The sequence below is a fragment of the Streptosporangium sp. NPDC023615 genome, assembly GCF_040640155.1.
Lineage (GTDB): Bacteria > Actinomycetota > Actinomycetes > Streptosporangiales > Streptosporangiaceae > Streptosporangium.
In genome coordinates, this window is record NZ_JBFABE010000005.1 from 57221 (window position 1) to 74712 (window position 17492).

Consider the following 17492-nt stretch of genomic DNA (forward strand, 5'->3'; position numbering starts at 1 on the left):
CGGATCAGCTGGCGGTGGAACAGTTGAGGCACACGCCCCAATAAATGATCTCGGCCTCGTCGATCGCGAAGCCGTGATCGTCGGACGCGGTCAGGCAGGGCGCCTCACCGATCGCACAGTCGACGTCGGCGACGACACCGCACGACCGGCACACGATGTGGTGGTGATTGTCGCCGACCCGCCCCTCGAACAGGGCCGGGCTGCCCGGCGGTTCTATGCGGCGGACCAGCCCCGCGGTGGTGAGCGCGTGAAGACCTTCGTACACGGCCTGGAGGGAGACCTGGCCGATGCGGTCACGCACTCCCGAGGTGAGCGCCTCGACACCGAGATGATCACCGTTTCGGACGGTTTCGAGCAGCGCGACGCGGGCCGCCGTCACCCGCAGGCCGGCACCTCGAAGCTCCTCGGCGGTGGTCGGGGGCTGGGATGCGGTCATGACCCCAACATACCCCAATAAACATGAACAATTAAAGATAATGAGTGATTCAAGTTCGAGGCCGCGGGCAGGCCGGGGCCTCGGGACGCAGGTCACGGGCACCGCGCCGGGGACGAGGACGGCCACCGGCTCGACGGCGCGCAGCGCGACCATGGTGGCCGTGTCCGGCGACGACACCCCGGCGAGGCAGACGTCCCCGGGGGTCGCCGCGCGCCGTACCAGCTCGGGGCGGGGCGGTAGACGTAGCCGTCGCGGACCAGGTCGCCGCGGTCGGCGAGGTACTCGATCAGGCGCTTGCGGAAGAAGTGCGGCTGCCGCTCCGGCCCGGTGGACGGCGGCGGCGCCTCCGGGTCGTGCACGGCCTCGCCCGTCGCGAACAGGTGCCGCATGGCGATGCGCGACAGCACCAGCGCGGCCTCGTACCTGATGCGTTCGAGCTTGACCGTGTACTCGGGCGTGCAGATGTCGCCGATGTCGATCGCCGCGATGTCGGCGCGCGTCGCTTCCTGGAGTGGCTGAGTCACGACGTGACCTCCGTGTTTCCTGATCCGAGCCACTTCACGGCGGCGTCCCCCTCGACGACGTCCAGGATCAGGTCGCCTCCCGGCGGAAGCAGCGGCACGCATCTGCGGCCGGGGCCGTACGCTCCGTCCGGCCGCTCGGCCGTGTAGAAGCTCTCATGCCCGAAGTCCCCCAGCCCTTCCTCGGAGGCGCCATCGGGGTCCGGGGCGCGCGCGGATCCCCTCCCCCGGAAAAGAGGCAGCCCCGGACCGGCAGGTGGAACAGGGTGTCCGCCCGCCGGAGTCGTCCGCTTCCGGTTCGTCAGGAGGCGGGTCCACGCCGTCCGGGTGAAGATCGCCGGCGCCGTCCGGACGGCAGTCCGCCCACCGGCGCGACGGTGTGCGTCCCGTCGCCCGTGCAGCGCCACACGGCGATGCCGTCCTCCGGTTCGGCGCGCAGGCCCCGATCGTGCACGGGACAGACGGGCCACGTCCTCCAGATCGCCTCCATGACCACTTCCTGGGTGGCGTCGGCCACGCCCCAGAGCGCATCGGCACCGGGGCCGAGGCCGTTGCCCTGGCAGATGCCCTGGAACTCCACCCATGCCGCGCCCATGGGGTCCCAGTCAGGGACGATCATCCGAAGCGTCCCGGTGATCCCCGCGGCGCGGACGTCGCGCTCCACGACCTTCAACGCCTCCTCCAGCGATGTCAGCAGGCCAGGTTCCAGGGCGAAGGTCGGCCGGAACCCGATCCCCTCGAGAAGGGTCTCGCCCAGCCGGACCAGGTCGGCGTCCGTCAACCCGGCGGCGGGGCGTTCGAGGAGCTCCCGCGTGACAGGAGTGGACACGCCCCACTCCTCCATCAGGCAGGCCAGCTCGACGAGAGGTTCGGCGTCAAGACCACCGCCGCGCAACGCCGTGTGGACGCGGGCACTCAACTCGCCGACGGCCCGATCGGGTTCACCGGTCGTTCCGTCCCTCATCGCCTCGGTGCCCTCGGCTTCGCCGCTCGTGCTTGAGAGCCAGTCGTACGGCTCCGTAGATGATGAGGAACAGAATCATTCCGACCATCAGCCAGAAGACCGCCAAGGTGATCCACCCCGTCGCTCCGATATACATTCACCCTCGCCTTTCTTGCCGGTTCGGTCGTTTCATGGGTTATGCCACATATTGGCCTCATGATCCACACGAGGGTAGCCGATCGCCGCGCGGAAGCGGAGCGACCGACGGCCCCGTACCGCGGCCCTCCGCCCGGGCTGTCGAGTTGCCTTCCCTGCCCCGGCGCATGACCATGGAGAAATGCGGGACGACCCGATATTCGAATCCATCCACCGAATGATCGAGCTCCGCGACCCCGAAGGGTTGCTGAAAGCCGGTGCGCCCGACGACGAGTACGAACCCGAGGTGAAGGACCTGGCCGCTCTGGTTCGAGGAGAGAACGTCATCACCGCCGAGTCCGTCGCCGCGGTCTTCGATCACTGGTTCGGTGAGACGTCGACGTGGACGACCCGGTGTCCGGGCGAGGTGAGCCAGGTCGCCGCCGAACTGGAGGCGATGCGCTCCAGGCTCCGGAGGTAGGGGCCGGCCGCCCCGATCCTCTGTGGTCCCGGCCGGCGTGCCGGGACGTACGGCACCGCGGGCGCACGGTCGCGAGCGCGACGAGGATGCCGGCGACCGCCACGGCGAACAGGGCCCAGTGACCGGCCACGAAGAGCGGGTCCCGCGCCAGGAGCCGCTCTCGCAGCTCGGGCGGGAGCGGGTCCTTGTCCGCCAGGGCGTTCGCCCCCAGCGCCTGCGCCGGCTTCATCAGGCCGTAGGCGCAGGTACACACGCAGACGGCGTACGCCGCGTACGCGGTCGGCTCCCGACGCGTCCGAAGGCGGCACCCGGAAACCGTTCGGCTTCCCGGGGGCGGCTTCGCCGGCACGACGGATGTCCGCATGAAGCCTTCAGTCTTTCCGTGGCGAATGCTTTGTCCGTTACCCAGCGTTTCTTTCCCCGCGAACCCGGATCTCATGGAGAATGAGCCGGCAGGCCGGGCGAAAGGGTCGCACCGGACAGGCCGTCCGGAATGATCCGGGCCGGATGGAACCGTTGACGTACGCGGGCGTGTTCCTCAAGGCGCGTCGGGAGACGGATGGCGACGGTATCCGTTCCACCGGCACATCGAGGAATGCGAGGGATGGTCTCCGATGAAGTGGCCGGTCGGCGGGTGGGGGCCGGCGCGTACGTCGGCGGCGGCTTTCACCGTCATGGCCGTGCTGGGCGGAACGATATTCCACCTGTCGAGGCACGCATCGAACACGGAGCCGATGGACTGCGCCCGATTCAGCCGGGTCGTCCTGATGGGGTTCGCCGTCGCGAACCCCGACCAGAGCATGGGATTCACTCTCGTCCCCGACGACGAATGCAGGCCGCACCCCGATCACGACGGCAGGATTCCGCCGTTCGACGGCTCCCTGAGGGTCCCCCTGGGACATCGCATGCGGGCCGGCAAGGATCTCGGGGAACAGCGCGTCCCGCCGGCGGAATTCCGGCAGGACCCCTCCGGGGAGATCCATCTCCCCGTACCCCGGCCGTGGCGTCTGACGGAGGCGATGTTCTCGTTCGGGAGCGGGGACCCGAAGGCGACGGGTCTGCTGAGGCTCGGCGTGCCGAGGAGACTGAACCGGCATCGGGCCGTCGTTCACGCGGTCGTCGCCTTGAAGCGCCCCCTGCGCGAGGAGGAGGTCAACGACCTGCACGCCATCGGACTCGACGAGGTGCTCCTGCTCTCGCCCGGCCAGGACGGGAAACCCTTCGGCTGGCCCTTCGCCTATCCCGGCCTCGTCGGCGGATTCGACGCCTTCGGAAGTCCGGGGAGCACTTCCAGGACGGCGGAGTTCAGGCGATGGGTGTCACTGCTGCAACCCCAGGACGCGCCCGCCCTGAAGCGGCTCGGCCTCGATCTGCCGGAACTGCGGAGACGCGCCGGAGAAGGCCTCGTCCACGGCTTCACCGTCATCAGCTCGCCGGGCGTCCTGGAGCACATGGCCAAGAATCCGAAGGCCCGCTCGGTGAGCCTCGTGGACGTCGTCCCGGAGATCCGATGACGGTCCCTCCTCCCTTCCTCCCGGGCCCGCCGGAACGGCCGGCTTGACTCTCCAGTGACTGGAAGGTCGATGCTGCAGTGGTGAACGACCGCGACGACCTGCTCACCATCGGGCAACTCGCCGATCGCACGGGCATGCCGGTACGGACGATCCGCTTCTGGTCCGACGCCGGCGTGATTCCGCCGACGGGCCGGTCGGCCGGCGGCTACCGCCTGTACGACGCGGAGGCCGCCGTCCGGCTCGACCTGGTGCGGACGCTCCGCGACCTGGGGCTGGACCTCGCCACGGTCCGGAAGGTCCTGGCCAGACAGTGCACGGTGGCCGAGGTGGCGCGGGAGCACGTGCGGGCGCTGGACACCCAGATCCGTTCCCTCCAGCTGCGCCGGGCGGTGCTGCGGTCGGTCACCCGTCGGGAAAGCACGAACGAGGAGATGATTCTCATGAACAGGATGGCACGCCTCTCCGCTCGCGAACGGCAGCGGATGATCGACGACTTCGTCGACCGCACGTTCGACGGCACGGACGCGCAGGCGCCGGGAGCGCACATCGCGACCCTGATGCGCGGACTTCCGGCGGATCCGCCGGACGACCCCACTCCGGAACAGGCGGAGGCCTGGCTGGAGCTCGCCGACCTCGTGGCCGACCCCGATTTCCAGGAGAGCGCACGCCGGATGGCGGTGGCCGGCAGCGCGCCCGAGAACGCGTCCGGACCGCAGCCCTTCGACTTCGCCGCGGTCCTGGAGCACGCCGGGAGCGCCGTGGCCGCCGGGGTCGCCCCCGGGTCGGCCGAGGCCAGGGCGGTCGTGGACCGGATCGTGGACCCGGCGCTGCCCGCCGGGGACCGTCGCCGGGCGGCCGACGAGACGGAGACGTTCACCGACCGGCGGGTGGAGCGGTACTGGCAGCTCATGGGGGTGCTCAACGGCAACGCGCCGTTCACGCCCGTCGCGCACGTCTTCGAGTGGTTCATCGCCGCGCTGCGCGCGTCCGCGCACTGACCGGGAGCGCCGACCCGCCCGCGCGTCACGCACCCCTGTCCCGGCGGACGGCGGCCGGGCCGGGACAGGCCCGGTGAGCGCTCACCGCCTGGGAGGTCTGCGGTACGTGACCGGCCTGTCCCCCTTGCCGGGGAATGCCATGATCAGCAGACGCTGGCCGCCCCGCTGCTGTCCCTTCCACGCGAACCAGTCGTGGTGCACGCGGATCCGGTAGTGCCCCGCACGGCCGTCGAGCGACAGGTCGGGAAGGGCGGTGCCGCTCAGGTCGTCCCCGAGCACGATCTGGCCGGTGGGGCTGCGGTAGCCGACCTCGGCGACGTGGTCCCAGCCCCTGGTCTCCACCGGCGGGCGGCGGGTGTAGGTCTCCAGCGTGACGCAGAGGCCGAAGTCGGCCTGGGTGTCGACCATCAGGTGACCCGGGAGGGCGGCCACCAGGCCGTCCTTCTGGACCCGTTCGAGCAGGCCGTCCTCGAACGGGTCCCCGCCGTCCCCGCCGTCCTCGCCGTCCCCGGTCGGCTCGTACGCCTCCAGTATCCCGTAGTCCGTCCACTGGGGTTCCTTGACGCGGGTCGCCTTGGCCGGCCTGACGAGCGGGCGGTGGCGCGGGCGCGAGTCGCACATGCGCCGCGCGTCGTCCTCCCACTCCTGGTCCTGTTGGCTCTGTTCGGCGGCCGTGGCCTTGACCACGGCGGCGGCGCCGGGGCAGATCTCCGCGAGCGGGTAGGTCAGGTGGTCGCGCTCGAGCCCCTCCGTCGCCCGGAGGCGGGCGACCTCCCGGGGATCGTCGCGGGTGTAGACGCCGCACATCCAGCGGGCGCGGGCGAGGATCACGGAGTCGGGCGCGGTGCCGGAGAACTTGATCACGTTCCCCTGCCGGAGGGAGCACACGAGTCGCTGGTCCCGGGTGAGCCCGGATCTCTCGGGCTCATCCCCCCACGATTCGTCCGGGGCGCAGTCCTCGGCCGTGGTGACCGGGCTGGGGGGCTGGTCGGCCGCGGTCACGAACCCGAGCACGACCAGCGAGGCGAGGGCGGTCGCCAGCACGTGGCGGCGTGGGCGCCGGGTGGGCGGGGTCGGGTACAGGAACAGCAGGAGCACGGCGGGGACGAGCAGGGCCGCGCTGTACCACAGCGGTGAGATACCGAAGAAGACCTCACCGTCCCTCCCCGGGGTGAACATCTCCCCCGGGTAGATCTGCGTGCCCTCGTAGGGGAACGCGTCGAACTCCCCCGACGCGGGCGCCGCGGTGACCGCGCTGACGAGGCCCACGGCCGCGGCGGTGATCAGCGTCTGTGTCGTGAGCCGCACGGCGCGGCGGGTCCGGCGCAGGACGGCGACCAGGATCAGCAGGGCGGGTCCGCCGACGCCGACGAGGGCGTCCAGGAAGAACCATGTCAGGGCATTGCCGCTGCCCCCCTCCACGCGGACGAACTGCTCGATCACGCCCCTGGGGCCGATCCAGAGGTACCTGCCGTGCGCGAGGTTGACGGCGGCGGGGATCAGCGGGAGCAGGACCGCCACGGCGGGCAGCGGCCACCACCGGGCCGCCGGCCGTACCGGCTCCCGCTCCGGGAACGGTCGCGGAAGGGGGTTCGCCAGTTCGTGGGCGGTCCTGGCGTACCACACCAGCCCGAAGACGCTGACGGCGCCGAGGAGGGAGTAGACGGTGGGCATGTGGGGGAACCCGCCACCCCCGAAGGTGACCATCCCCCTGGGCTGGAGGAGGGACAGCACCTGCGCGACGACGCCCGCCCGGACGGTCGCCGCGCTCCAGCGGGGGTCCCTGGCCTGGGCGATCAGGATCGACACGCACCACGCCGTCCAGAGGTGGCCGTACCCTCCGGCGAGGTGGAGGATCCGCGTGGCGGAGTGCAGTTCGAAGGCGCTCGTGATCTCCTCGCCGATGCCGCTCGCGCAGGCGACGAGCCCGACCACGAGTGAGAACAGCCGCGGCCCCCGGGAGACGGTGTCACGCAGCACCACGAAGAACAGCCAGACAAGGGCGAGTTGCACGAGGCCGGAGGCGATCCCCGCCACCGTCCAGAACCAGTAGATCTCCAGCGCGACGACCAGCGGGGCACCGGCGACGAGGACCAGGCCGTACCCGACACCGAGGTACAGGGCGAGCCGCAGCAGGCCGGTCCTCCCGCCCCGGTGCGCGAGCTCGCCGCGGACGCGCCCGCGCAGCACCTGCCACAGGGCCCACGCCTGGAGTGCCCCGGCGAGGACCAGGAGGAGCGCCAGCCCCCGCGGGACGGTGAAGTCCTCTTCGCGGAAGCCGGGGAACCAGCTCGTGCCGGACTCGCGGGTGACGACCTTCCACAGGAGGTCGCCCTTGCCGGTGGTCAGCGCGAGGACGCCCAGCACGACGATCACGGCGAGGTGGCCGAGCGCGATCGGGGCGGCGATCCTGCCGAAACGGTAGCGGCGCATGGCCATCTCTCGGGAGGGCGGAGCGGTCGAAGCGCCCAACCCTAGCGAGTCACCGGGAAATCGATCAAGCTGTGCGAGCGGGAGCTCTCGCGGACCGCCGTCGCCTCAAACACTCCGGCCCCCGCCCGCACGGAGCGACGGGACGGGGCCGGGCGGCGTGCAGGAACCGGGCGGGCGTGCAGGGGGAACGTGCCGGTGTCTCAGGGGAACGTGCCGGCGTCGACGCCGTAGATCGCGCTCAGCAGGGGCATGGTCAGGGCGGCCATCTCGGCCGGGGACCGCGGGCATCCGCGCTGGAGCCAGTCGGTGACCACGCCGATGAGCGCCCCGGCGGTGAACGCGGCGGGGACGTCGTGCGGGATCTCCGGCGACGACCCGTCGCGTTCGGGGAGGTCGCCACCGGCGAGGGCCTGGCGCACGCGGTCGTGGACGCCCGCGGTGACGCGGCGGCGGATGTGGTCGGTGACGCGGGCGCTGCCCTGCGGTCCCAGCAGGCCGCGGTAGAGGCCGGCGTGCTCGGCGAGGCTGGCGAAGAACGCCTCCAGCGACCGGCTCGCGTCCAGCGTCACGTCCACCGTGCCGGGACCGGGGCCGGGCAGGGACCCGATCAGGTCGTCGATCATCGCGGTGCAGGCGGCCTCGGCCAGCTCGTGGACGTCCCGGTAGTGGTCGTAGAAGGTCGAGCGGCTCACCCCGGCGCGTCCGGCGACGTCGGCGACGCTGATCCGGGACAGGTCCTGCTCCTCGACGAGCTGGATCAGCGCGCGCGCCAGAGCGGCGTGGGTGCGCCGCACCCGCCGGTCGCCCGAGGGGGTGCCGCCCGTTCTGGTGGTGGCCACGTCCATCACCCTACCTTCTCACGACACATGTAGGTTTTCCTACATGTGTCGGTTAACCTGGTGGCAGGGCGGAGGGAGCGACGACATTCACGCCGTCCGTTCACGAGGAGAGGCCGAATGAGTCCCAGCGAGCAGGTCCTGAACTACCCGATCCCCGGTGACGCGGCCCTGGAGCCGCCCGCGGAGTGGGCGGAGCTGCGCCGGCGGTGCCCGGTGAGCGAGGTGAGGCTGCCCAGCGGTGACCGGGCGACCCTGCTGACCCGCCACGAGGACGTCAAGCGGGTGCTCGCCGACCCGCGGCTCACCCGTCAGCTCAACGCGCCCGACGCGGCCCGGCTGTCGGCGGACGGGGGCGGGGTCTTCAGCAGCGAGATGGCGCAGATCATCCCCGACGGGGGTGAGGAGCACCTGCACTGGCGGCGCCTGGTCGTCAAGTGGTTCACCGCCAAGCGCATGGCCGCCCTGCGGCCGGTGATGACGGAGATGGCCGACCGGCTCGTCGACGACATGGTCGCGGGGGGCCGTTCCGGCGACCTGCGGACCGCGCTGGGCTTCCCGCTGCCGGTGTACGTCATCTGCGACATGCTCGGCGTACCCGCGGCCGACCGGGACCGGTTCGCCTACTGGTCCGACACCCTGCTCAACCTCACCCGCTACGGCCGGGCCGAGATCGAGGCCGCCCAGGTCGAGTTCTTCGAGTACATGGCGGGTCACGTCGCCGCCAAGCGCGCCTCGCCGGGCGAGGACCTGCTGAGCGAGCTGATCGCGGTCGGCGGCCCCGAGGAAGGCGGGCTGTCGGACACGCAGATCCTGGTCACCGGCATGGCACTGCTGGTCGCCGGGCACGAGACCACCGCCAACATGATCGGCAAGATGGTCTGCATGCTGCTGGCCGACCGCGGCCGGTGGGAGCGGCTGGTGGCCGACCCGTCGCTGGTGCGCACGGCGGTGGAGGAGTCGCTGCGTTTCGACGCCAACGCGGGCATCGGCCTGCCGCGCTACCTGCCCGAGGAGACCGAGGCCGGCGGCACGGTCCTGCCCCGGGGCACCACCGTGATCTGCAGCATGGCCGCGGCCAACCGGGACGAGGACGTCTTCGAGGACGCCGCCGAGATGGACCTCGGCCGCAGCCCGAACCCGCACCTGGCCTTCGGGTCCGGCTCCCACTCCTGCCTGGGCCAGGCCCTGGCCCGCACCGAGCTGCAGGTCGTGCTGGAGGTGCTGCTGCGCAGGCTCCCCTCCCTGGAGCTGGCCGTGCCCGCCGAGGAGCTGGAACCGGTGGAGGGCCTGGCCGTCGGCGGCCTGCGCACGGTCCCGGTCCGCTGGTGACCGCGCACCGGCCGGGGCGTCGCGGACGTCACGCGCCGGGAAGCCGTGCCTCCAGGCCGTCGAGGAGGGCTTCGAGGCCGTACTCGAAGGTGTGGTCGGGGGCGGCGGCGTAGTCCAGGGCGGGCGGCGTCTCCAGGCGGGCGCGCAGCCGGGGGAACCCCATGGCGACCTCGCCCGCCCTGGCGACGGTGTCCTGGATCAGTGCCTCGGCGTCCGCGCCGTTCCGGCCGAGCCTCCGCTTCAGGGACACGGTGGCCGACGCGCCGAGGACGGCGCCCATGACGAAGGTGAAGACGGTGGCCGCGGCGCGGTCGGCCTGCGCGCCGGTGAAGCCGGCCGCCTCGTAGACGGCGAGGCTGTGGTCGTCGTGGCGCGCCTTGCCCGGTCCGTGGAACAGGTGGGAGCCGAAGGCCTGGACGAGCCACGGGTGCCGTCCGAGCATCGCGTGCAGGCCGGTCGCCATCGCCGTGGCCGCGGCGCGCCAGCCGTCCGCCCCTGGGTCGGGCAGCCCGATCTCGTCCCAGACGCGGTCGCCCGCGAGCAGGAGCAGGTCGTCCTTGTTCTTGACGTGCCAGTAGACCGCCGTCGCCGCCGCGCCGAGCCGCTTTCCCAGGGCGCGCATGTTCAGGCCGTCCAGGCCCTCCTCGTCGAGGAGCTCGATCGCGGTCCGGATGATCTGTTCCTTGGTCAGCGTGTCGCGCGGCATGCGCTCACGATAGGGCACCGGAACCGACTTGAACAAAGTTCAGGAAAGTTGTTGAACTTAGTTCAGGCGGTGCGTTACGTTCTCCTTGAACTTAGTGCAAGTCGATCGCGGCGCCACCGGGCGCCCGCCGGAGGAGACCTCTCGTGAACACTCTCGTCGCCGTCATGCAGCTGCTCGTCGCCGCGGCCTTCCTGAGCATCCCGCTGGTGCGCCACCGCTACGGGGCCACCGCGACGGCCGGCGCGCAGGCGGAACTGGAGCGCCAGGGAGTACGGCCCACCGTCCTGGCCGAGAACGGGATGAGGTTCGACGCCGGTGGCCACGAGACGGCGGTCCCGGCGACGGTCGCCGCGGTGATGACCGCGCTGGCCGGGCTCAACCTGGCCGGGAGCGACCACGCCCCTCTCCTGAACGTGATCTTCCAGTCGATCGTCCTGGCCGGGAGCTGCCTCATCCTGTACAGCCAGGTGACGGCCACCCGGTCCGTACAGGCCGCCTTCCGGCGCAAGGGCGACCCGATGCTCGCCCGCGTCGACGTCCCCGCCCTGCTCAAGGCGGCCGAGGACGGCTTCCCGGCCTGGACGTGGACCCTGCAGAAGGCGCGGCACGTCGTGGCGTTCGGCGCCTCGATCCTCGTGCTGGCCGCGGTGTTCGCCGCCTGACGGGCGAACGACCCGCTCTCACCGCGCTCCGCTCCTGTCGTCCTCGCCGCTCCTGTCTTCCCCGCCGCTCCTGCCGTCCTCGCCGCACCGTCGCCGGTGCGGCCCGCTCCCCCGGAGACCCACCGTGCCGCCCTCCGTCACCGTCGCCGTCACGCTGCAGCTCCTGCTCGCCGCGACCTTCGTCGTCATCCCGGTCACCGCCGGGATCACCGGGGCCAGGGCCCAGCGGGCGGCCGAGGCGGAGATGGCCAGGCAGGGACACCCGGCCGCGCTCCTCGCCCGGCACGGGATCAGGTTCGAGGAGAGGCCCTGGGAGTTCGCGCTCGCCCTGGGCGTCGCCGCGTGCCTGGCGATCCCGGCCTGGCTCAACCTCACCGCGAGCGGGACCGGCCGCGTCCTGTCGTGGATCGCCGAACCGCTCGTCCTGCTCGCCGTCGGCTCCGTCACCGCCGGGCAGGTGTTCGCCACCCGCTACACCCGGGCCGCGCTCGCCAGGTCCGGCGACCCCGCCGCGCGGGACGTCGACGCGCGAGCCGTGATCGCCGCCGCGAACACCGGATTCCCCTCCTGGCTGCGCCCTCTCGTCCTGGCGCGCTTCGCGCTCACGACCCTGGGCTCGCTCCTGGTCATCGTGCTGCTGGCGACACCCGAGGCCGGCGCGTACTTCCGCTGACCGGCGCACGTCCCTCCCACGACACATGTGACGCCATCATGACGTCACAGCGCCCAGGTACTCCGAATGCGTGTTTCCGCAGATCAACGCGGCGAAGCAGATTCCCGTACGGGGAAACACACCCCGCGGACGAGGACGACGGCCGGTGTGACGCCAGAAAAAGCCGCCCGTGACTTGAAATGGCGTCATGATGACGCCATAGTGACGTCATGGATCTCACACCGTATGTCGACACCCTCCGGCGCGATCTGGCGGTCGCCGCGGAGGCGGGCGGTCCGGACGCCCGCGCGCTCGCCGAGCGCCTGATCGCGCCGCTCGAGTCGTCCGTCCGGCTCGCGCTGCTGGAGGCCCTGTCGGCCGCCGCCGGTGAGATCACCCGCGATCTCGCGCCGGGCTCGGTCGACGTACGGCTGCGCGGGCGCGACCTCGACTTCCTCGTGACGCCACCGGCGGCCGACCGGTCGCCGGAGGAGCCGCGCGCGAGCAGCCTCAGGAGCGCGCTGGCCGGCGCGGTGGAGGTCGCGATGGGCGTGCGGGCGCCCGTCCCGGAGGAGCCCGCGGAGAGCGACGAGGGCGGCACGTCCAGGATCTCGCTCCGCGTCCCCGACCACCTCAAGCCGCGCATCGAGCGGGCCGCCGCGCGGGAGGGGCTCTCGGTCAACGCCTGGCTCGTCCGCGCCGTGTCCGCGGCGCTCGACCCCGGCGACACCGGCCGCCGCTCCGGCCACGCCGACGATCCGGGAACCGGCCGGCACTACACGGGCTGGGTACGCTGACGCGACCCGCGCACCCCGCCGGACCCGTCCCGCCGGCCCCGCGCCGTCACCGCTCATCGCCCGTCCCCGCGGCCCGGACACCCGCCATCGTTCACCTGTGAGGGCACCGCCATGCCGACGTTCGACACCCCGGAACCGATCCACGCCGTCATCGAGCTCGCGACCGCCGACGTGCGGATCCACGCGAGCGACCGCGCCGACACGGTCGTGGAGATACGACCGAAGGACGGCTCCGACGACGCCGACGCGCGAGGCGCGGAACAGATCCGGGTGGAGTGCTCCCGCGGCAGGCTGCTGGTGAAGGCGCCCACGCCCACGCTCCGCTCGTGGTTCCGATGGGGCTCCGCGGTCGAGGTGCGGGTCGAGCTGCCGACCGGCTCCCGCGTCGACGCGAGCACGACGGGGGACTTCCACTGCGAGGGCCGCCTCGGGGAGTCCAGGTTCGAGACCTCCGACGGCCACATCTGGCTCGACCGCACGGGCAGGCTGCGGCTGAACACCGCCGACGGCGACGTCACGGTGGTCCGGTCGGCCGGGCACACCGACGTCACCACGGCCAACGGCGAGATCCGGATCGGTGAGATCGACGGCTCGGCGACGATCAGGACCGCCAACGGCTCCGTCACGCTCGGCGAGGTGACCGGCGACCTGCGGCTGAAGACGGCGTACGGGGACATCACGGTCGACCGTGCGCTGGCGGGCGTCGACGCCAGGACCGCGACCGGTGACGTCCGGATCGGCGAGGTGGTACGCGGCCAGGTCGTCCTGGAGACCGCCTCGGGCGAGATCGAGGCCGGCATCCGCGAGGGCACCACCGCCCACCTGGACGTGAGGACCGAGTACGGCACCGTGAACGTCCTGCTGGACCCCTGCGACGGCCCCCGGCGCGGCGACGAGACCGCCGAGGTGCGCGCCCGGACCTCCAACGGCGACATCGTGATCCGCCGCGGCCGGCCGCCGACCGGCTGACCCCCCGTTCACCGGCCGCCCCCCGGCGGCCGGGACACCACAGAGGAGAGACCCATGCCCCCCGCGATCGTGGCCGAAGGCCTCGTGAAGAAGTACGGCGACGTGATCGCCCTCGACCGGCTGGACCTGTCGGTCCCCGAGGGGACGGTGTTCGGCCTGCTCGGGCCGAACGGCGCAGGCAAGACCACCACGGTACGGATCCTGACCACACTGCTGAGACCGGACGCCGGCCGCGCCACGGTCGCGGGGTTCGACGTCGTCCGCGACGCCCGGCGGCTGCGCTCCCACATCGGGGTCTCCGGGCAGTACGCCGCCGTCGACGACCACCTCACCGGCGCCGAGAACCTGGAGATGGTGGGACGGCTCCACCACCTGGGCACCGGGCGCAGCAGGGAGCGCGCCCGCGAGCTGCTGGAACGCTTCGACCTGGCCGGGGCGGCGGACCGCCCCGTGCGGGGCTACTCCGGCGGCATGCGGCGGCGGCTCGACCTGGCCGGGGCGCTGGTCGCCGACCCGCCGGTGCTGTTCCTCGACGAGCCCACCACCGGCCTGGACCCCCGGGCCCGCGCCGGGCTGTGGGACGTCCTGGCCGAGCTCGTCGCCGCCGGCACGACGCTGCTGCTCACCACCCAGTACATGGAGGAGGCCGACCGGCTCGCCGACCGGATCGCGGTGGTCGACCACGGCCGGGTCATCGCGCTCGGCACCGCCGACGAGCTCAAGGACCGGGTCGGCGGCGACCGGATCGCGCTGACCGTGACGGACCCGGCCGACCTGGAGAACGCCGGCCGGGCGCTGGCACCCCTGGCCGTGGGGGAGACACAGGTCGACGCCGCCGCGCTGCGGGTGATCGTCCCGGTGGCCGGCGGCGCCGCCTCGCTCGCCGACGCCCTGGCGAGACTGGCCGCCGAGCGGATCGCCGTGAGGGACGCCGGCCTGCGGCGGCCGACCCTCGACGACGTGTTCCTGACACTCACCGGACACGGGACGACGAAGAACGTGAAGGAGCACAGCCGATGAACGCCCTGCAGGTCGCGATCGCCGACGGAATGACGATCACCAGGCGCAACGCGCTCAAGATCAAGCGTGCCCCCGACCTGATCGGGGGCGTGATCACCCTCCCGATCGTGTTCGTGCTGCTGTTCGCCTACGTCTTCGGCAGCATGATCGTGATACCGGGCATGTCGTACCAGGAGTACATGATCCCCGGGATCTTCGTGCAGACGATCGTCACGAGCGCGCAGATCACCGGGTACACCCTGACCCAGGACCTGCAGAAGGGCATCTTCGACAGGTTCCGCACGCTGCCCATGGCGCCGTCGGCGGTGCTGATCGGCCAGACCGCCTCCGACGTGCTGATGAACGTCAGCAGCGTCGTCGCGATGTCGGTGATGGGGCTGATCGTGGGGTGGCGGATCGGCTCGTCGCCGCAGGAGGCCGTCCTGGGCTTCGCGATGCTGCTGCTGTTCGCCTACGCGTTCTCCTGGGTGACGGCGACGATCGCGCTGGCCCTGCGCACCCCCGAGACGTTCAACAACATCGCCACCGTCGTGTCGATGCCGCTGGTCTTCCTCTCCAACGCCTTCGTCGACAGCGCGCGGCTGCCCGGCCCGCTGAAGGTGTTCGCCGAGTGGAATCCCGTCTCCACGATCGTCCAGGCGGCGCGCGAGCTCTTCGGCAACATCCCTCCCGGCCTTCCCGTTCCGGACGCGTGGCCGCTCCGGCACGCCGTCCCGGCGTCGTTCCTGTGGTCGGCGCTGCTCCTGGTCGTGTTCGTCCCGCTGGCCACGCGGCTCTACAAGAGAGCGGTCAGCCTGTGACGGCCCCCGGGGCAGGCGGCGCGCGCCTCTCCGGCGCGGACCGCGACAGGGTCGTCCGGCGGCTGCGGCTCGCCTTCGCCGAGGGACGTCTCACCCCCGAGGAACTGGACGAGCGCCTCGATCGGGCCCTCACCGCCGTCCCCGGCGGCGACCTGGCGCCGGTGGCCGCCGGTCTGCCCGGCCCCCCGTGGACGACGTGGTCCGCCCCTGGTCCTCGACCGGGCGCGTCCCGCCGGTGCGTCCGTCACCCGCGCGTCCGGCCCCGCCGGTCGGGGGCCGGACGCGCGCGGGCCGGGGCGGGACCCCGGCCGGGGGCTCAGCGCCGGTCGCGGAACGTGCGGCGCAGGTCGTCGACCCAGGCCTCGGGGATCTCCCAGGGGATGAAGTGCCCGCCGTCCGCGTGGGCGGTGAGGTTGACGTGGTGGTACCAGGCGGCGCGGTCGCCGGAGAGCCAGCTCCGGACGCGCTGCTCGGGGGTGGTGACGCCCGGCGGGTTCTCGTGGCCGACGAAGGTGATGCCGGTGGGGGCCTCGACGACCGGCCACCGGTCGTGGGAGGGGGTCCAGGGGTAGCGGTTGGCGTTGGCGTAGTAGCGCATCGAGGTACCGACGGCGTTGTTCACCCAGAAGATCGTCGCGTGGGTGAGCAGGTCGTCCTTGGAGAAGACGTTCTCCACGTCGCCGCGGTTGTCGCTCCAGTGGTCCCAGCGCTCCAGGAGCCAGGCGAGCAGGCCGACGGGCGAGTCGGCGAGCCCGTGGGCGAGGGTGTCGGGGGCGAGGACCTGGGCGGCCAGGTGCACGGCGAAGCGCCGCTCCAGGGCGACGAGCCGCCGCCGCACGGGCTCGGGCAGGTCCTCGGGGATCGGCTGCCCGCCGCTGAGGTCCCAGGCCCGGTCGCCGTTGAACATGGTGAGCTTCTGGCCGGAGCCGATGTGGACGGCGTGCAGCGCGTCGGCGTACTTGTGGCCGAGCTGGCCGGTGACGAGGGCGCCGATGTCGCATCCGGCGGCGGCGTACCTCCGGTGGCCGAGAACGCCGGTCATCAGGGCGTGCCAGAGGTCGGCGACCTTCCAGAAGTTCATGCCGGAGTGGTCCGGCAGCGGGGTGGAGAAGCCGAAGCCCGGCAGGGAGGGGACGATGACGTCGAACGCGTCGGCCGGGTCGCCGCCGAAGGCCGCCGGGTCGGCGAGGGGGTCGACCACCTTGGACCAGTGCCAGAAGGTCCACGGCCAGCCGTGCGTGAGGATGAGCGGCACGGGGGCGGGCCCGGCACCGGCCCTGCGCATGAAGTGGACCGGGACGCCCCGGACGTCCACCCGGTAGTGCTCGTAGGCGTTGATCGCGGCCTCGGCCGCGCGCCAGTCGTACCGGCGGAGCCAGTGGTCGGCGAGTTCTCGCAGGTAGCCGCCGTCGACGCCGTAGTACCCGTCGCGGTCACCCGTGCCGTCGGGCCATCTCGTGAGGCGCAGCCGGGCCCTGAGGTCGTCGAGCACGGCGTCGGGGACGTGCAGGGGCGCGGGTTCCAGCGGGAGGCGCGCTGTGGTCGCCATGGTGTTCCTTTCCGGGGTGTACGAGGCGGGCGCCGCGGACCGGCGCCCGGCGTCCGTGGACGCGCCGTGGACGCGCCGTGGATCGGCACGCGACGTCCACGGGCGCGGGACCGGCGCCCGACGGTCACGGGCGCGGGGATCAGCGCTCGACGTCCATGAGCGCGGCCATCCGCGCCAGGGCGGGCAGTGCGGCGCCGATGGCGTGCCGTTCCTCGGGGGTCAGGGTCTCGGACAGCCGCGCGAGCCGGTCGACGCGGTCCTGGCGCCGGGTGTGGACGATCCGCGCGCCGGCCGGGGTCACCTGGACGAGCACCGCGCGGCGGTCCTCGGGGTCGGGGCGGCGCTCCACCAGCCCGTCGCGCTCCAGCCGGGCGACGAGCTGGGTGACGGCGGGCTGGGTGATCTGCTCGGTCGCCGTGAGCGCGGTCAGCCGCATGGGGCCCCTGCCGGCCAGCGTGTGAAGGACCGACAGCGTGGTGAACGTGTGCCTCTCGGCCGAGGGGAGCCGGATGAAGCTCCGGATGAACTCCTCCAGGACGGCGGCGAGATCGCCGGCGTCGAGATCCTGCCGATTCCGCGGTGCCATGGAGCGAATGTATCACTTGCTTATATAAATTACTTATACGACTCTCGCGTGTCCGTCACCCCCGGATCACCCCCGGACCCGGCGCCCCGGGAGTGCCGTGCGATCTCATCCGCACTCGTGGA

The 17492-nt window shown here is 72.3% G+C and carries 18 protein-coding genes and 1 pseudogene; 11 read left to right on the forward strand and 8 right to left on the reverse strand.

The genetic code is table 11. The features are described from left to right. Nucleotides 1-4 precede the first annotated feature (4 nt). From AB0G16_RS05660 to AB0G16_RS05670, 3 genes are all read right to left on the reverse strand, one after another. Complete coding sequence (locus tag AB0G16_RS05660) at nucleotides 5-436, reverse strand: Fur family transcriptional regulator (RefSeq protein ID WP_362799106.1); 432 nt, start codon at nucleotides 434-436, stop codon at nucleotides 5-7. Nucleotides 437-528: 92 nt separating this feature from the next. Beyond that, entirely contained in the window at nucleotides 529-960 is a 432-nt protein-coding gene (locus AB0G16_RS05665) for a hypothetical protein (protein ID WP_362799109.1), read from the reverse strand. Nucleotides 961-1258: 298 nt separating this feature from the next. After that, nucleotides 1259-1921 (reverse strand): hypothetical protein, encoded by a 663-nt coding sequence (locus AB0G16_RS05670; protein WP_362799112.1) that lies wholly within the window; start codon nucleotides 1919-1921, stop codon nucleotides 1259-1261. Between the two features lie 316 nt (nucleotides 1922-2237). Between AB0G16_RS05670 and AB0G16_RS05675 the strand changes: the two genes are divergently transcribed. The 3 genes from AB0G16_RS05675 (at nucleotide 2238) to AB0G16_RS05685 (ending at nucleotide 5028) form a co-directional block, all read left to right on the forward strand. Continuing rightward, nucleotides 2238-2516, forward strand: a complete 279-nt coding sequence (locus AB0G16_RS05675) for a hypothetical protein (RefSeq protein ID WP_362799115.1) — start codon at nucleotides 2238-2240, stop codon at nucleotides 2514-2516. 734 nt (nucleotides 2517-3250) lie between these two features. Further along, entirely contained in the window at nucleotides 3251-4030 is a 780-nt protein-coding gene (locus AB0G16_RS05680; RefSeq protein ID WP_362799118.1) for a hypothetical protein, read from the forward strand. An 80-nt stretch (nucleotides 4031-4110) separates the two neighbouring features. Next, complete coding sequence (locus AB0G16_RS05685) at nucleotides 4111-5028, forward strand: MerR family transcriptional regulator (RefSeq protein WP_362799121.1); 918 nt, start codon at nucleotides 4111-4113, stop codon at nucleotides 5026-5028. A gap of 81 nt (nucleotides 5029-5109) precedes the next feature. On the opposite strand, the gene AB0G16_RS05690 is transcribed toward AB0G16_RS05685, so the two are convergent. Together AB0G16_RS05690 and AB0G16_RS05695 are read right to left on the reverse strand one after the other, a co-directional pair. After that, nucleotides 5110-7461, reverse strand: coding sequence for a hypothetical protein (locus AB0G16_RS05690; protein ID WP_362799123.1), 2352 nt, complete (start codon nucleotides 7459-7461; stop codon nucleotides 5110-5112). A 200-nt stretch (nucleotides 7462-7661) separates the two neighbouring features. Next, entirely contained in the window at nucleotides 7662-8300 is a 639-nt protein-coding gene (locus tag AB0G16_RS05695) for a TetR/AcrR family transcriptional regulator (RefSeq protein ID WP_362799126.1), read from the reverse strand. A gap of 117 nt (nucleotides 8301-8417) precedes the next feature. Between AB0G16_RS05695 and AB0G16_RS05700 the strand changes: the two genes are divergently transcribed. After that, on the forward strand, nucleotides 8418-9629 hold the full coding sequence (locus AB0G16_RS05700; RefSeq protein ID WP_362799129.1) for a cytochrome P450: 1212 nt from the start codon (nucleotides 8418-8420) through the stop codon (nucleotides 9627-9629). A gap of 28 nt (nucleotides 9630-9657) precedes the next feature. Here AB0G16_RS05700 and AB0G16_RS05705 read toward each other — a convergent pair whose 3' ends face one another. Next, nucleotides 9658-10335: a TetR/AcrR family transcriptional regulator C-terminal domain-containing protein gene (locus AB0G16_RS05705; RefSeq protein ID WP_362799132.1), complete on the reverse strand. Its 678-nt coding sequence runs from the start codon at nucleotides 10333-10335 to the stop codon at nucleotides 9658-9660. A 143-nt stretch (nucleotides 10336-10478) separates the two neighbouring features. Between AB0G16_RS05705 and AB0G16_RS05710 the strand changes: the two genes are divergently transcribed. The 7 genes and pseudogenes from AB0G16_RS05710 to AB0G16_RS05740 form a co-directional block, all read left to right on the forward strand. Continuing rightward, complete coding sequence (locus AB0G16_RS05710) at nucleotides 10479-10997, forward strand: hypothetical protein (protein WP_362799135.1); 519 nt, start codon at nucleotides 10479-10481, stop codon at nucleotides 10995-10997. A gap of 124 nt (nucleotides 10998-11121) precedes the next feature. Beyond that, on the forward strand, nucleotides 11122-11670 hold the full coding sequence (locus tag AB0G16_RS05715; RefSeq protein WP_362799138.1) for a hypothetical protein: 549 nt from the start codon (nucleotides 11122-11124) through the stop codon (nucleotides 11668-11670). Nucleotides 11671-11879: 209 nt separating this feature from the next. Next, a complete protein-coding gene (locus tag AB0G16_RS05720) occupies nucleotides 11880-12446 on the forward strand; it encodes a hypothetical protein (RefSeq protein WP_362799141.1) in 567 nt (188 codons plus the stop codon). Between the two features lie 111 nt (nucleotides 12447-12557). Continuing rightward, nucleotides 12558-13415, forward strand: a complete 858-nt coding sequence (locus AB0G16_RS05725) for a DUF4097 family beta strand repeat-containing protein (RefSeq protein WP_362799144.1) — start codon at nucleotides 12558-12560, stop codon at nucleotides 13413-13415. Nucleotides 13416-13469: 54 nt separating this feature from the next. Continuing rightward, nucleotides 13470-14435, forward strand: coding sequence for an ATP-binding cassette domain-containing protein (locus tag AB0G16_RS05730; RefSeq protein ID WP_362799147.1), 966 nt, complete (start codon nucleotides 13470-13472; stop codon nucleotides 14433-14435). Beyond that, nucleotides 14432-15235: an ABC transporter permease gene (locus AB0G16_RS05735; RefSeq protein ID WP_362799150.1), complete on the forward strand. Its 804-nt coding sequence runs from the start codon at nucleotides 14432-14434 to the stop codon at nucleotides 15233-15235. Before AB0G16_RS05730 ends, AB0G16_RS05735 begins: the two co-directional genes overlap by 4 nt. Then, a pseudogene (locus tag AB0G16_RS05740) lies at nucleotides 15232-15354 on the forward strand (DUF1707 domain-containing protein); the annotation flags it as partial. The gene AB0G16_RS05735 and the pseudogene AB0G16_RS05740, both read left to right, overlap by 4 nt. Before the next feature lie 197 nt (nucleotides 15355-15551). Here AB0G16_RS05740 and AB0G16_RS05745 read toward each other — a convergent pair. Continuing rightward, a complete protein-coding gene (locus tag AB0G16_RS05745) occupies nucleotides 15552-16784 on the reverse strand; it encodes an epoxide hydrolase (RefSeq protein ID WP_362799153.1) in 1233 nt (410 codons plus the stop codon). Between the two features lie 139 nt (nucleotides 16785-16923). Continuing rightward, complete coding sequence (locus tag AB0G16_RS05750; protein WP_362799156.1) at nucleotides 16924-17370, reverse strand: MarR family transcriptional regulator; 447 nt, start codon at nucleotides 17368-17370, stop codon at nucleotides 16924-16926. Nucleotides 17371-17492 lie beyond the last annotated feature (122 nt).

Bases quoted from the DNA above. Each gene is read 5' to 3' on its own strand.
- AB0G16_RS05735 (WP_362799150.1), top strand. From the start codon at position 14,432: ATGAACGCCCTGCAGGTCGCGATCGCCGACGGAATGACGATCACCAGG.
- AB0G16_RS05700 (WP_362799129.1), top strand. From the start codon at position 8,418: ATGAGTCCCAGCGAGCAGGTCCTGAACTACCCGATCCCCGGTGACGCG.
- AB0G16_RS05745 (WP_362799153.1), bottom strand. From the start codon at position 16,784: ATGGCGACCACAGCGCGCCTCCCGCTGGAACCCGCGCCCCTGCACGTC.
- AB0G16_RS05730 (WP_362799147.1), top strand. From the start codon at position 13,470: ATGCCCCCCGCGATCGTGGCCGAAGGCCTCGTGAAGAAGTACGGCGAC.
- AB0G16_RS05680 (WP_362799118.1), top strand. From the start codon at position 3,251: ATGGACTGCGCCCGATTCAGCCGGGTCGTCCTGATGGGGTTCGCCGTC.
- AB0G16_RS05725 (WP_362799144.1), top strand. From the start codon at position 12,558: ATGCCGACGTTCGACACCCCGGAACCGATCCACGCCGTCATCGAGCTC.
- AB0G16_RS05675 (WP_362799115.1), top strand. From the start codon at position 2,238: ATGCGGGACGACCCGATATTCGAATCCATCCACCGAATGATCGAGCTC.
- AB0G16_RS05720 (WP_362799141.1), top strand. From the start codon at position 11,880: ATGGATCTCACACCGTATGTCGACACCCTCCGGCGCGATCTGGCGGTC.
- AB0G16_RS05690 (WP_362799123.1), bottom strand. From the start codon at position 7,461: ATGCGCCGCTACCGTTTCGGCAGGATCGCCGCCCCGATCGCGCTCGGC.
- AB0G16_RS05660 (WP_362799106.1), bottom strand. From the start codon at position 436: ATGACCGCATCCCAGCCCCCGACCACCGCCGAGGAGCTTCGAGGTGCC.
- AB0G16_RS05670 (WP_362799112.1), bottom strand. From the start codon at position 1,921: ATGAGGGACGGAACGACCGGTGAACCCGATCGGGCCGTCGGCGAGTTG.
- AB0G16_RS05705 (WP_362799132.1), bottom strand. From the start codon at position 10,335: ATGCCGCGCGACACGCTGACCAAGGAACAGATCATCCGGACCGCGATC.
- AB0G16_RS05750 (WP_362799156.1), bottom strand. From the start codon at position 17,370: ATGGCACCGCGGAATCGGCAGGATCTCGACGCCGGCGATCTCGCCGCC.